The organism is Pantoea sp. YR525 (assembly GCF_900116775.1).
Classification (GTDB): Bacteria; Pseudomonadota; Gammaproteobacteria; order Enterobacterales; family Enterobacteriaceae; genus Pantoea; species Pantoea symbiotica.
The window spans coordinates 353,230-367,264 of record NZ_FPBU01000003.1; the positions used below are offsets into that span (position 1 = coordinate 353,230).

General features: G+C 52.8%; 10 protein-coding genes. 2 read left to right on the top strand and 8 right to left on the bottom strand.

Annotated features, from left to right (window positions below; translation table 11 throughout):
* Positions 1–26: 26 nt before the first annotated feature.
* From BM323_RS08150 to BM323_RS08160, 3 genes are read right to left on the bottom strand one after another with little or no spacing between them, the layout of a single operon-like run.
* Positions 27–1,553 (bottom strand): ParB family protein, encoded by a 1,527-nt coding sequence (locus tag BM323_RS08150; protein ID WP_091003639.1) that lies wholly within the window; start codon positions 1,551–1,553, stop codon positions 27–29.
* A complete protein-coding gene (gene dnaB-PI, locus BM323_RS08155) occupies positions 1,550–2,929 on the bottom strand; it encodes an SPI-7-type island replicative DNA helicase (protein WP_091003641.1) in 1,380 nt (459 codons plus the stop codon). Before dnaB-PI ends, BM323_RS08150 begins: the two co-directional genes overlap by 4 nt.
* The gene (locus tag BM323_RS08160) at positions 2,922–3,806 is read right to left on the bottom strand and encodes a ParA family protein (protein ID WP_091003644.1); all 885 of its coding nucleotides are present in this window, start codon (positions 3,804–3,806) and stop codon (positions 2,922–2,924) included. Before BM323_RS08160 ends, dnaB-PI begins: the two co-directional genes overlap by 8 nt.
* A gap of 689 nt (positions 3,807–4,495) precedes the next feature.
* Here BM323_RS08160 and BM323_RS08165 point away from each other — a divergent pair.
* Entirely contained in the window at positions 4,496–5,410 is a 915-nt protein-coding gene (locus BM323_RS08165) for a hypothetical protein (protein ID WP_371515163.1), read from the top strand.
* Between the two features lie 137 nt (positions 5,411–5,547).
* Positions 5,548–6,009, top strand: a complete 462-nt coding sequence (locus tag BM323_RS08170) for a GNAT family N-acetyltransferase (RefSeq protein WP_008110685.1) — start codon at positions 5,548–5,550, stop codon at positions 6,007–6,009.
* Between the two features lie 10 nt (positions 6,010–6,019).
* On the opposite strand, the gene BM323_RS08175 is transcribed toward BM323_RS08170, so the two are convergent.
* From BM323_RS08175 to BM323_RS08195, 5 genes are all read right to left on the bottom strand, one after another.
* Positions 6,020–8,062, bottom strand: coding sequence for a 2Fe-2S iron-sulfur cluster-binding protein (locus BM323_RS08175; RefSeq protein WP_008110688.1), 2,043 nt, complete (start codon positions 8,060–8,062; stop codon positions 6,020–6,022).
* Positions 8,063–8,072: 10 nt separating this feature from the next.
* Positions 8,073–8,690 carry a glutathione S-transferase family protein gene (locus BM323_RS08180; protein WP_008110689.1) on the bottom strand — a complete coding sequence of 206 codons (618 nt, stop codon included), beginning with the start codon at positions 8,688–8,690 and terminating at the stop codon, positions 8,073–8,075.
* A 168-nt stretch (positions 8,691–8,858) separates the two neighbouring features.
* The gene (locus tag BM323_RS08185) at positions 8,859–11,141 is read right to left on the bottom strand and encodes an autotransporter outer membrane beta-barrel domain-containing protein (RefSeq protein ID WP_052026027.1); all 2,283 of its coding nucleotides are present in this window, start codon (positions 11,139–11,141) and stop codon (positions 8,859–8,861) included.
* Positions 11,142–11,650: 509 nt separating this feature from the next.
* The gene (locus BM323_RS08190) at positions 11,651–11,833 is read right to left on the bottom strand and encodes a con-10 family general stress protein (RefSeq protein ID WP_007893075.1); all 183 of its coding nucleotides are present in this window, start codon (positions 11,831–11,833) and stop codon (positions 11,651–11,653) included.
* 411 nt (positions 11,834–12,244) lie between these two features.
* Positions 12,245–13,651 carry an MFS transporter gene (locus BM323_RS08195; protein ID WP_008110693.1) on the bottom strand — a complete coding sequence of 469 codons (1,407 nt, stop codon included), beginning with the start codon at positions 13,649–13,651 and terminating at the stop codon, positions 12,245–12,247.
* Positions 13,652–14,035 lie beyond the last annotated feature (384 nt).

Sequence of the window (14,035 nt, forward strand, 5' to 3'; positions counted from 1 at the left end):
TAATCTCAATCGACTAAACATGCCGCTCAGCTCTGGCGCTGCAGCTCGCGCAGCCGCCGCAACGTGCGGATTAACTTCATGAACGTTTGGGTGCTGGCATCGTCAAAACGCGGCGCGGCATCGCTGCTGCCAATTAGCAGCTCGCGCATCAAATCCGGTAAGTCTTCATCGCACGCGCCGCCAGCCAGCGAGGAAAGCAGGCATGAAATCGGCGAGACGCTAAGTTCTTCGTCAATGCGATAGCCAGCAGAAGCCGCGCTGTTATCTGGTACGACGGCTTCACCATCGCTGTCCGAATCGGCCAGTTCAAAGGCAAGGCGAAAAGCGATATTGCGCAGGTGATCGGCATCGTCCTGCAGAGTAGGGATGGACCAGAAATCGGGTGCGGCTGATTGAGTGTTGCCACTGGCAACATCAGTAACCATCTCGAAAGTGTTGCCAGTGGCAACAGTAGAACTCGGCTCGGGGGTGTTGCCAGTGGCAACAGTGGAATTAGGTACGTAAGTGTTGCCACTGGCAATACCTGGCGTGGTGGGTGGTGGGGTTGGCTTTCGAACCGGCGCAGGCGCGCGTGTTGCTGCTTCCGGTTCAGGCTGCTGGTTTTGCTGCTGCAGCTGCGGTGCAACCGGTTCAGGTTCGCCAAACAGCTGGCGACGGTTTTGTTCACTGGGATCAAGCTCAATCAGCCAGCGGTCGTAGTTCAGCGATGGATGTGGCAACGCGCTGACCAGCTCGCCGATAAACTCGTCGCGGAACATCTCCAGCGACCAGCTCTCTGGCGAATTGAAATGCGGGCACACTTTGGCCATCACGTTTTCAAACGTCACTTCCGGTTTGGCTTCAGCCGCATAGTGATTCCATAATTTCTCGGCATCGCTGCGCAGCACCAACAACGCGTTGATCTGCGGACGGCCAAGACCCGACTCCAGCAGCGCCGGTAAATGCGGATAGAGATGGCGAACGCAGCTGTCCATGCGGCTCAGGCTAGAATAACTAACCGGATAGCCTTGATCCGTCAGCGCCGTTGCCAGCTCGCGTAGGGAAACCGCTTTGCCCGATTCATCCTCAATGATTTGGCGGGCGTTGCGAATGCCGATCGCTTTCTCGATAAAGCTAAGCTCGCCGCGCAGTTCGTTTTCTGCCAAGTGGCCAATCACGCATTTGATGCGACCCGGCCAGGGTTTGAACAGGCAATGCACGCGGTAGAAATGTTCGCTATGCGTCTCGGCCCACAACTCACACAGCGCCTGGTAACGCGTGTTGCCGCCGTCGCTGAAGATGTAAGAGCCGGGATTGTCGGGATCGAGCGTGACTTTCGGCACGGTATCGAGGCCACGCGCGCGAATCGATGCCTTGATGTCATCGAAACGTGGATTGCGGCTGGTGCGTGGGTTATCTGGATTGGGACGCAACTGATCCAGCGTAAGCACCATTGGCATTTCGCTGCCAGGCGCATCTGGTGTAGCCACGGTTAATGTTGCCTCGGCCTGACGACCGCGCTTTAAAAGCGCATCTGTCAGATCGGTTGTGCGCTGTTTTGCCATCGCTGTCATGCCTGAGCCCTCCCATAACCAAAGTGATAGGAGTTGCTTTCAGCATTCGAAAAGCGTGTGTAGCGGCCATCATAAGCGGTTTTGACGGTGCCGATAGGGCCCTGGCGTTGCTTGCCGATGATGATTTCAGCGATGCCTTTTTCAGTGGAGTTTTCGTTATAAACTTCATCGCGATAGATGAAGAGAATCAGGTCGGCGTCCTGTTCCAGTGCGCCAGAATCACGCAGATCGCCGTTGTTTGGTCGCTTATTGGGGCGCGATTCAACTTGCCGATTTAACTGGGAAAGTGCGACCAGCGGACATTTCAGCTCTTTGGCCAGCGCCTTCAGGCAGCGCGAGATCTCTGAAATCTCCTGCGTGCGGTTCTCCTGCTCAGGCGCGCGCATTAGCTGCAGGTAATCGACCAGAATCAGGCTTGGTTGTCCGTATTTGCGGATGTAACGCCGCGCGCGGGCACGTAACAGCGCCGGAGTCTGGTCGCTGTTTTCATCGATAATCAGCCGATCTTTCCAGGCAGTGACGCGCTCCATCGCCATGCTTATTCTGGCCCAGCATTCATCATTGAGCTGGCCGCTGCGCAGCAAATTCAGCTCAACCTGACCAAGCATTGCAACCAGCCGCATCATCAGCTGCTCGGCGGGCATTTCCAGGCTGAAGCAGAAAACTAAATTGCTCTCCAGCGCATCCAGCGCCGATTCACACATCGCTAATGCCAGCGCCGTTTTGCCCATAGAGGGACGAGCAGCCAGCAGAATTAAATCGCCCGCCTGCAAACCGCACGTCATTTGGTCTAGTTCTCGAAAACCCGACGGCGTACCGGTGATGCCATTGCCGCCGGTCGTCTCTTCTAGCCGGGTAAGCAGTTGTGACATACCATCGAGAACCGTGATTTCCTGATGCTGACGCGCATGGCCTTTCTCGGCAAGGTTGAACAACTGGCTTTCGGCGACTTCGGTGATGTTGTTGGCGGTGGCGTTGGGAAGCTGCACATCGCGCGTAAGTTGGTTGCCAAGCACATACAACTGACGCAGCTGGCTCTTTTCGGCAATTATCCTCGCGTAGGCGAGGATGTTGGCGGCGCTCGGCGTGTTCTTGCTCAGTTCGGCGAGGTAAGCAAATCCACCACATTGTTCAATAATGTTGTGACGCTCCAGAAGTTCGCTGAGCGTGATCAGGTCGAACGGGCTGTTGCCTTTGGCCAGCTCGTCGATACCTTTGAAAATCGCGCGATGCGGGCCGGAGAAGAAGTCTTCGCGTTGAATCAGCGTTACGACATCATCCCAGCGATCGTTATCCAGCATCAGCGCGCCCAGCACTGCCTGTTCAGCATCGGTTGAATGCGGCATTTCAATTGGGTAATTGCTGGACTTAGACATGGTTCACCTCCTTCACAGAACGTGAAAGAAGCGCATTAAATTGACCGCGCCATTCCGGGAACAATTCACACGCCAGGTTGTGCATCGTTTGCAGCGCCGAATCACTCTTGCGGCGTGTATGCGTTTCCAGCCGGTGCGCAGGTTCGCCAGCAAAGTGGCCCGCCTTATAGATGTCGAGATCGTAGATTTGAGTGTTAAGCAACGAAACGGGGATCTCTTCGGCGTAGGGACTATATTTCCCTTCGCTAACAATCGTCTCCAGTTGCCCAAGTGTGGTTTTGGCCAGGGAGGTGTAATCCATGCAATTCACAAGAATGCGAATCGCCGGAAGCGCGATGCCGTAAGAAGAGAGCGAACGCAGCTGTTCGAACATCGCTATAGCACCGCGCAGAAATTCGCGAATGTCTGGCAATACCGGCTTCACTATGCCGATGGTTGTATTGGTGGCTGCGAGAGCTATCAGCTCCAACATCACCGAACGCGCGCCCTGCGAATCAATGATGATGACGTCGTATTCATCAAATAGCGGATGCTGCAGCACGTTACGCATGCGCAACCGGCCATCCGGCGCGTGCAGCATGGCAGTCAGCAAGTGGGCTTGCGGGTCGTTAGAGATGATTACGTCGAGATTAGGGATGAAAGTGTTGGAGATTATGTTGGTTGAATCACCGAGATCTACCGACTGCATTAGCAATTCGTATATGCCGCACGGCGCTTCATAGGTGAGTTGATAGATGCTGCTGGCAGTGGGCTGGCCGAAGTCGCCATCGATTAACAGCGTCTTCAATCCTGCATCAGCGAGGAAGCCACAGAGGTTTGCGGCTTGCGTAGATTTGCCTTCTCCACCTTTGGTGGAAATTACGGGAAGTATTTTCATCATGCACATCCGAAAGTTATTCGGAAGTACACCTACACCACGTTGTACTACGCCGTTTTTTGCTCAATTTCCGATAGAAAAATCAAACCTAAAGTCTCAGCAAGGGGATTGAAAATCCCCGTGTCCGTGGTTCGATTCCGCGTCCGGGCACCATACATCGAAACGCTGGTTAGAATGAAGAGTTCTGACGGGTGTTTAGAGAAGGTGGTGTTCAAAGCAACATTGAAGCACCAAGCCTTCCAGAAAGGGTACTAGTTAACGCTAGTACCCTTTTTTCGATCCTGTAACTCACGACAAATCTTAACGAATCTTTCAATACTCCCGCATAAAAGAGTCTTTGTATTCCTTTCTCATCGCTTGTGCAAACACCTCTGAATTTCCCAATTTCATTCCTTCTCAATACTTACCATGCACCGAAAAATAATTATCATTGAAGTCATCATCACCGATTCTAAAAATTACACCCCTTTAAACGCCCACCAATAAGTGACTACTTATTATGATTTTTGTCACTTTATAGAAAAATAATGATGAAAATAACTTTCTATTGCATAGCCCGGTCTAAAATAAAATGAATTTAAATATGCGGCGCTGCAATGCAATAAGAAACGATCAGTCGTGGGGTGTGACATCTGGAGTAAAACATGGCTCTTTTCATTTCTCGTATAACAATTATTCAAATTAGCGTAATGCTTTTAACGAGTTATACTAGTTTTGCTGCAGATGATACCCCTCTAAAAAGTCGCGCTAATGCCGTCCTTTCTCTTATGAGCTACACGGTGGTACCGGATGTCACTGCAAGTGACCTCAATATCGGTGCTGACACCAAAGAAAAAAACTCGCTTTCAATTACTCAGTTTGGCGGCGGTGCAACGCTTAGTGAGGAATTTCCTCTCTATCTCGAAGGTACTCTCGGTTACAGCCGATATGATCCCCAATTTGTTGTTTCTAATGGCAATGAAAGCCGCAAAATTCCGTTTAAATGGAATAGCTTAACTGCGACTGGCGGTATTGGTTGGGATATAAAACTTCATACGGATAAACTCGGCGGCAATTGGGTCCTGCGGCCCATCGCAAATTTCACCTTAGGTACAATGGCCAGTGATCTGCGTATTGGCGCTTTTGTTCTGCAAAAAAAATTTGAAGATGCAGACTACAAATTCCTGGATGGTGGCCGCCTCAATGCGTATGGCTTGGGGGGATCGCTAATGCTGGATTATGAATTATTTAGCAAAGAGCAGGATATTGATGTTGAGTTGCGATACTCATACCAAGAGCTTAATAGTTTCGGTAATAGTTCTGAGGCTGTAAGCGGGAGCGCCACTGCGGAAAATCTCGGGCTTTATTTACGTCGTCGTGATCCAATTTCAGATTGGACGTTATTAGGAAGTCCTTTGCGCTATGTGCTTGAAGCTGCACGCACTGAATATTTGGGTGAGCAGCGTGGCCAATTAGGATTCGATAGTTTAAATTCATTGGGTGTTGGGCTCGAGCTTGATAGTAGTAAATATCCGGTTTTCATCAGTCGTACACGAATAGTGGCACGTTATATGTTCGGAAATAATACCCAGGGATATGGCGTGGGGCTGGCCATGAGTTTTTAATCCAAATTATTATGGCCATGTAATCTTAAGTGGCTAAATCATGGTCAGACCCGATTTAAGGGTTGCCCACTATGCGCCCGCCATTATCCTTCATAAAATCTTTTTACATCCCAATAACAGTATCGTAGGCCCCAGAGATGAGTGATTTCGTTATAGAAGAATGGAACAAAGATTGTTATCTGATCAGCACAGACAAAAACAAATTAGATCTCGTCGCCATACACCGTTACCTCACCACCTCGACATGGGCAGCAGGCATTGATGAAGAGACGGTTTATGCCTCGGTACAAAACAGCCTCAACTTTGGTCTTTATCATCAGGGCGTACAGATTGGCTTTGCGCGGCTGATCACGGATTACGCCACCTTCGCCTATCTGTGCGATGTCTACGTGCTTGATGAATATCAGGGAAATGGTTTAGCACGATGGTTGATGGAGTGCATTCATGCGCATCCGGTTTTCGCGCGGCTACGCAGAATTACGCTGTTCACCAGCACTGCGCCGTGGCTGTATGAAAAGTTTGGCTATCAGCCGGTTAACCAGCCGAATTACGCCTGGACGATTACCCGGCCTGATATCTATAAAGGCAAAGTGCGATAAACCTCGTCACTCATAGCGCCAGCTGAATCGCCTGCACCTCACCTTCTTGCTGCGCCGGTCTTGCGCAGCAGATCAGCACTTCATCATCCGCCACTTGCGCGCTCGGAGGCGTTGGGTAAGTCACTGCGCCTTGCAGCAATTTAGTTTTACAGCTGCCGCAATGTCCGGCGCGGCAGCTATACGCCGGGCTTAGGCCACGCGCTTCCGCCAGCTCCAGCAGCGAACCGGCATCTGGCGTCCAGCGCGCCTCTTTCAGCGAATCCATAAATTTCACCGGCACCGATTGCGTTGCTACCGGTAATAGCGGTTTTTCTTCGGCTTCCACATCGCGGGAACGCTGCAGCGATGACGGCCCATAGGCTTCGGCGTGAATGCGATCATCGGCGATATTGAAGGCGCGCAGCCCGTCGTACAGCGCTTGGGTAAACTGCGGTGGACCGCACAGATAGAAGTCGTAATCGTTAAACGGCAGCACCCGCGAGAGCAGCGCCATATCAATGCGGCCTGCGAAATCGTAATCAATATCCGGTTCTGCATCCGCCGTCTGGCTCAGAACGCGCACCAGTTTCACCGCGCCATGCGCCGCCGCCAGCAACTGGTCGAGTTCGCGCACGAAAGGGCGCTCGGCCTTGCTGCGTGCCGACTGGAACAGGAACGTTGGGCGCAGGCGCTGTTTGCGCTCTCCTTCGAATATCAGATGTCGCAGCATCGCCAGCATCGGCGTGATGCCCACGCCAGCTGCCAGCAGCACCGCCGGACGTGGTTCGCTGGCATCAATAGTAAAATCACCTGCCGGCGCACGCGCTTCCAGCGTAGCTCCAATGTAGAGATGATCGTGCAGATAGCGCGAAACCGCGCCATCACGTTTGACGCTGATGCGGTAAACCTCATCCGACGGCGCGACCGAAAGTGTATAGGCGCGCATCAGCGGCTTATCAATTCCAGGCAGCTGCACGCGAATCGGCAGATGTTGACCAGCCAGATGCGGCAATAAACCCGCGCCATCATCCGGCATCAAATGAAACGAGCGGATGGTGGCGCTCTCATCCACCACCTCCATCACCTTGAACGGACGCCAGCGCGCTGCCAGCTCCGCCGCACTTAGGCGCTGCTCGGCGGCTTGCCAGTCGCCGGTCATCAGCGAACTGGGTGCGACGCCATCCGGCGGCGTGAACCAGCGCAAGGCGAGGGCGGCGCGACGACGCACGATGCGGCGCGGGCGAAACGTCCACAGCCGTTCGGCACCCTGAAAGGCGGCGATCTCTGGCGAGTCGAGAATCACTTCTGCATCGCCGCTCAGTTGCAGCGTGTCGCCGCTGGCGTAATCGACAAACAGCAATCCCGCTTTGCCATTCTGGTGAATGTTGCCGAGCGTATTGAAGAACAGATTGCCGTTGAAGTCGGGAATGGTCAGCAGGCCATCTTCGCTGACGCGCACGAAGCCCGCTTTACCGCCACGATGCGAGGCATCAACCTGGCGATCGGCATAGGTGGCGACGTAGAAGGTATCCGCCGCGGCGATGGTGGCGCGGGCGGTATCATCCAGCGTGCTCAGGCTTTCCACCTCACCGCGATAAGGTTCGGCGGGATCGCGGGCGTAATGAAAATCACGCAGCTGGATATAGCGCGGGCAGTTGCCAAAACTCTGTTCCACCTGCACGCGAAAACCGCCGCCAATTGCTTGCAACACGCCGTTCATGCGGTTGCGACGCCGCGTGTGCAGCTCGATGCCGAGCAGCCCAACCGGCGCGCCATCCTGCATGCCCGCCGCCGCCGGATCGCCTTGATGCGGACGCGCCTCAATATCCAGCGTGGTGGCATTCGGTGAGAAGATAAAACCGGGTTGGCCTTCCAGCAGCGTGGCCCACGCATCGCCGTGCGCATCAACGCTGCCCGCCACAATAAACGGCAGCTGCGCGTAGAAGTCTCGATGTTGATCGGGCATGTGATCGCGGATCACCCGCTGGCCGACTTCCGCCATGCGTTCCGCCACGCCCGCCTGCTGCTGCAGCGCGATTTCACCCTGATGCCAAACCGGTAGTTTCTTGCTCATGATGGTGGACTCAGGCGATGCTGCGCAGGCCAGCCGCAGTTTGGGGGAAGGGCACAAAGCCCGGCAGCGCTTCGATGCGACGCAGCAGCGCGTTCACCGCCGGATAGCCGGAGAGATCGACATTGCCTTCTGGCGCACCGACGATATAGCTGTATTGCGCGACATCGGCGATAGTCGGGCCATCGCCGACCAGCCATTCACGACCTTCGAGATGCTTCTCAATGCGTGACAGCACCAGATGTGCGCGGGCTATCACCTCTTCGGGATTGAACGGGCGGCCAAATACGGTAATCAACCGCGCCGCTGCCGGACCAAAGGCGATATCTCCGGCAGCCACAGTCAGCCAGCGCTGCACTGCCGCCGCGCCAACGGCATCTTCCGGCAGCCATTCGCTGCGACCGCTCTTCTTCGCCAGATAGACCAGAATGGCGTTGGAATCGGCAATAAACACGCCGTCATCCTCCAGCACCGGCACCTGACCAAACGGATTCATGGCGAGGAATTCCGGCGTTTTGTTCTCGCCAGATTTGAGATCGACATCGATAACCTCATGCGGCAAATCCAGCAGCGACAGGAACAGACGTGCGCGGTGAGCATGACCAGAAAGCGGGAAGTGATAGAGTTTCATGTTGCGGTTCCTTAGGTGTTGCTCGGGATGATCCCCGGCGATGACTAAGGTTCGCACAGACATTTCAGCGGCAAAATAGCCTGATCAGCGAAGTCATTGTTACGAAAAATGGAAGAATCGCGGGAGGCAATAAAGCCCTCCACAACAGCCGGAGGGCAATAAGCTCTCTTAGAAATGTGCCAGCAGCGTTAGCGCGCCGCCGAGGTTTTGATAATGATCCGTGCCTTGCTGCGCGTTGCCCTCAACAGCGATCTCCAGACCAGAAAACAGGTCGGCACGAATACCGGCTTTCACTTCAGCAATGTGCTTCGTTCCCTCAATCTCCACTACGCGATCGTCCATTTGACTGCCAAAAGCGCGGCTGTTGTGCAAGGCGTTGGCTTCAACGTAGGGCGTTAACCGGCTCGTTTGCAGTTCCGCTCTGACGCCGACGCGGGTCGCAACGTTGCCATCACCGGTGAATTGCACTGAGCTGCCGCTCTGCTCTTGATGCTCGCTGGCGCGTACATTCATCCATGCGATCTGAACTTGCGGCTGCAGTAGCAGTTGGGTTTGATCGCTCAGCGAAAATACTGCCCGATAGCCCCATTCGGTGGCGGCCGTTACGCCTTGCGAACGCCAGGTTTCAGCGCTTAAATCGTCTCCCTTCACGTGATTTTCAAAGCGGCTAAATTGCAGCCAGTTATCACTGTAGAGTCCTAAACGGCGAGCTTCATCCGCATACCAGGTGGCGCTGATACCGCCGCTATAACCGTTAAGCGTATGCTCACTGCCAAAGCCAGTGACGCGAGAGGTGGTTTTGCCTTGATGGTTGCCGTAGCCCGCCATGACGCCGAGGTGAAGCGCGCTCTGTTCACTGGTTTGCAGCGTCAGCAGATCGGCACCCATCTGCACCACATATTGGTTGCTGCGATCATCAAGCTGGCTTCCCGCTTGCGCACGCTGATGCGCACCGGTTTGACGTAACCACATTGACGATCCTGGCGCAGTCGCAGTGAGGCGATCCTGTAATCGATGGATAAATAGGGTGTTGCTGGCGGCCATGTTCGCTGCATAAGCGCCCGCTTCGGGTCGCAGGATCGCGCTGGTTTGCGGTGTAGCCATTGGCCTAATGATCGGTGCTGCAGGCGGTAAAGAAGAGCGCAGATACCAGCTTTGATCGTTGGCTGCATTCGGCGTTCCCTGCTGCAAAAAGTACTCATAGCTGCCCGCCACGATACGACCTTTCTGCACGAAGGCATTAGCAGCGGAAGTGCCATTAATCTTGATCAGCGTTATACCTTGCTGGGTTTGTGCGCCGTTGCCGCCGGTATTAATTACCGTAACCTGGCTGGTACCAGCGGTGTTGCCGTTGATCACCAGTGGATTCAGCGCCGAATTGTCGTCCTCTAAGGCTCCGTTAAAGGTGAGCTGACTATTGGCATTGCCGGTGTAATTACCATTGATCACAAAAGGATTGCCGTGAAAGTTGTTTCCCGGATTAACGCTGATCTCGCCGTTATTGACGAGGTTGCCCGATAACGTGCCGCCGTTCATCAGCTGTAATTGTCCACCCGGCTGCACGGTCGCGCCACCACCGCCGGCAATCACCGTATGTCCCGCCAGTTGTAACTGCCCGGCAATGGTCATCACATCGTCACTCGCGCCCCAGGACGCCACATCACCATTAAGCGCCCAGCGGCTGCTGGCTGTGGAGGTAATGGCAGACAATCCGTGCTGGGGCGTGTCGGCGAAGAAATTGCCGTTCTCACTGCCATCACCCTCCAAAATCAAGTGGTTAGCTTCACTCTGGCTCATCAGCGCAATATTGCTGCCGCCGTTCAGGGCAGAGTGATTACTCAGGGTAATGGCGTTGCCAGAACCGGTTAGTAATAGCGCGGGAGCATTTTGACTGGCGATGACACCGGCGTTAGCGAGTTGACTATCGCTGTGAAGAATTACAGCGGGCTGCTGCTGGCTAGTGATATTGCCCTGGTTGGTAATCTGTACCCTCGTGCTGTTTTCCGCATCAATCGCGCTGGTGTAACCCTGTATAACCCCGTTATTTAGCAGCGCGGTTTCATCGGCAAAGCTCAACAGTGCAACGCCATTATTGGCGATGATTTGCCCATTGTTTACGATCGCGCTTTTTCCGCCAGCCATAATGACGCTGAAGTCCCAGCCGCTGATGTTACCGCTGTTATCAAGCTTGCCGTTTTTGGTGAAAAATGAAACGGCGGCTAAATTATGAGTGTTGAATCCATTATTGATGATTCCGTAATTGTGTAACGAAACCGATTCAACAGGACCATACAGCGCTAAGTTGGGATCATTAATTGAAAGTGTGTCATTTTTCGCTGAGTTGGAATTAATAGTTTCACCCGAACTAATAACGTAATCGTCCGAATAGTTAAGTATGTGACTATAGCTATCTGGCGCAATGACACTGCTCGCCGCGCTGGCGGTTTGCAAGGGTGTTTTCGCTATTAACAGGATACTAATTAATGGGATAGAGTGATTTTTGATAATCGTTCTGAAGCGGCGTTGAGTGTGCACGTGATCTCCGTTGTTTAAAAAGTACAGCAGGAATACTCACCGTTCAGAGGTATGTTTTTATAAGTAACAGGCAATCCAATAATTGTTCTCCCGCACGGCGAAGTTTATGTTCCTGCCGTTTTGAGAAGACTATTTAAGTAAGAAGTAACTATTTAGAGTTATGGTTTATATTAGTGATGACTGCGGTGAATTATTTTTGCGGAGTGTAGGTGAGCGATAAAATAAAAACAAGAAGATTATTTGGTGCGATATTTATTGAGGGTATATGGCGGTTTGATATTTTTGTTATTTAATTGTCTCCATTATTAGCAACGAGAAACGTCTCAAAGTGGCATTTTTATAAATTCGGGGTGTTATTTTCCGTAGGTGTTTATCTTCTGATAATAAAAAGATTGCGGCTAATAATTTTAATAGCCGCAACAAAGTTATTCGGGTGATTTATCGACGACACGACGGCTTTTCTTACCGCCTTTTCGTCCTGCTTCAATTGCACGTTCAGGATTATTTCGAAAATTCCCGCCGCTCAATTGGCCGCCTTTTTTACCCGCTTCGCGAGCTCTTTCTGGGTCCATGGCAAAATTGCCAGAACCGCCACGTGGTGTTGTCATAATCAATACCTCAGATAAAGGGGGTAACGCATATTTCACTTACCACTTAAGGTTAGTCGTTAAAGCCTAACGCACAACAATGGGTAATTAGGAGTTATCTCATCTTCCTTGATAATGCTCAGGAATTTTTCTGTCTGCAAAGGAGTGAATGAGGCGGGTAATAATTATTTTTGCGTGAGCCGTTGGTCAATATAAATATATTGCCGCTTCGCCTTTAAAATTTTTCTCTTTCAATGTGATGAAATTAATCAGCATTCCTGATGTTTCGTTTTTTACTTAAGATTTGGTAAGCATTCGCATCATTAGTCATTATCTTAAAATGGGTGTAAAAAATATAAATCCTTATGTGAAAGTGATTATTTTTAAGCGAAGCGCATTATTAACGTTTTTAACGTTAATAATGCGCGAATATTATTTTACCAGCACCTGCGCACCGGCATTTTTCTCCAGTCTCAACACATCAAACAGCGACAGCAGCACCAACAACGCCACTCCGGCGAAAGCGATATGAATATCACTTTGCGCGATCTCGCTATGTTCCTGCCACAGCATCGATGCACGCAGGAACAACGCCGCCAGCGCGATGCCCGCGCTCATGCTGAACTGGAAGAAGATACTGAACACCACCGAGGCATCGCTCATTTTGTTTTGCGGCACATCGGCGAAGCCCAGGCTGTTGTAGCAGCTGAACTGCAGCGAGCGCGACAGCCCGCCGATAAACAGAATCGCGGCAATGGCGAAGTAGCCCAGTGAAGGATTGAGTAGTAAGCAGCCGAGCATCGCCACCAAACTGATCGCGCCATTGATCATCAACACGCGACGAAACCCCCAGCGTTTCATCAGCCAGGTCGTCGCCGGTTTCATAGCCAGATTACCGGCAAATACCCACAGCACCATCGCTCCGGCCTGCGCCGCGCTCCAGCCAAAGCCAAGCTGAAACAGCAGCGGCAGCAAATAGGGCACTGCATTGATTGAGGCGCGGAAGAACGAGCCGCCAATTACCGCATTGCGGAAGGTGGCAATTTTCATCGCGCTAAACGGCAGCAGCGGCTGCGCATGGCGGAAGCTGTGGCGATACGCCAGCCAGCTGCACAACACGCCAAGCAGCAACAACGGAATACCAAAATTGAGATGCATCTGCCCGAGCGCTTCCAGCGCGATAATCAATGAGGTGCAGGCGGTGGCGGTCAGCACAAAGCCGCGCACGTCAAACGGCCGCCGCTGTTCGGCTTTGAACTGTGGCACCAGATAAGCGGTGGCGATGATGGCAAGGATGCCGAGCGGAATATTGAGCCAGAAAATCCACGGCCAATGGCCGTACGTGACAATCAAACCGCCCAGCGGGGGGCCGAGCACCGGCGCAATCAAACCCGGCCAGGTAATAAAGGCGATGGTTTTCACCATCTCCTTTTTTTCGGTGACGCGCAGCACCACCATGCGACCGACCGGCACCATCATCGCGCCGCCTATACCTTGCAGAATACGGCTCAGCGTGAACATCGCGAGCGTGTCGCTTAAGCCACATAGGATCGAGGCGAGAGTGAAAATCAGGATGGCGCTGGCAAAAACGGTACGCGCACCAAAGCGCTCCGCCAGCCAGCCGCTCATCGGAATGAACACCGCCACTGCCAGTAAATAGGCGCTGACGCCAACGTTCAGTGCCACCGGGCTGGAGACGAAATCCCGCGCCATCTGCGGAATTGCGGTGGTGATCACCGTGGCATCGAGGTTTTCCATAAAGAAGGTCACTGCGACCAATAATGCTAACAGCAGGGTACGATGGGAGTTCGGTTTGGCTTCTCTGCCTGAGTCGATCATGCGAGGACCTGCGAAAACAGAAGGATGCAAAGACTTTTAATGAAAAGCGCGGCAGGTGCAAACCGAATTGTTTAGCAAAATGTTGATGCCGTCGTAGGGTCGCCATTCATGGCGACCACAACAATGCGCACCTGGTTAAATCAGACGGCTTCAAACACGGCAGCTTTTGCCTAATGCTCATCAGTTAAGCGTCTTTCGGTCACCATAAATGGCGACCCTACAAAGGACTGGGGCGTTTTTCGTAGGGTGCGCATTCATGCGCACCTGCATACATATGCAAATTAATACTTAACTGAGCGGCATTACGGCAGCTTTTGCCTTAATAAACGCCACCATCGCTTGCATCACCCCTGCGGTATTTGCCGTGCCGCTGGGCGTTGGATT

Bases quoted from the DNA above. Each gene is read 5' to 3' on its own strand.
- BM323_RS08170 (WP_008110685.1), top strand. From the start codon at position 5,548: ATGAGTGATTTCGTTATAGAAGAATGGAACAAAGATTGTTATCTGATC.
- BM323_RS08175 (WP_008110688.1), bottom strand. From the start codon at position 8,062: ATGAGCAAGAAACTACCGGTTTGGCATCAGGGTGAAATCGCGCTGCAG.
- BM323_RS08160 (WP_091003644.1), bottom strand. From the start codon at position 3,806: ATGAAAATACTTCCCGTAATTTCCACCAAAGGTGGAGAAGGCAAATCT.
- BM323_RS08180 (WP_008110689.1), bottom strand. From the start codon at position 8,690: ATGAAACTCTATCACTTCCCGCTTTCTGGTCATGCTCACCGCGCACGT.
- BM323_RS08150 (WP_091003639.1), bottom strand. From the start codon at position 1,553: ATGACAGCGATGGCAAAACAGCGCACAACCGATCTGACAGATGCGCTT.
- dnaB-PI (WP_091003641.1), bottom strand. From the start codon at position 2,929: ATGTCTAAGTCCAGCAATTACCCAATTGAAATGCCGCATTCAACCGAT.
- BM323_RS08190 (WP_007893075.1), bottom strand. From the start codon at position 11,833: ATGACAACACCACGTGGCGGTTCTGGCAATTTTGCCATGGACCCAGAA.
- BM323_RS08165 (WP_371515163.1), top strand. From the start codon at position 4,496: ATGCTTTTAACGAGTTATACTAGTTTTGCTGCAGATGATACCCCTCTA.
- BM323_RS08195 (WP_008110693.1), bottom strand. From the start codon at position 13,651: ATGATCGACTCAGGCAGAGAAGCCAAACCGAACTCCCATCGTACCCTG.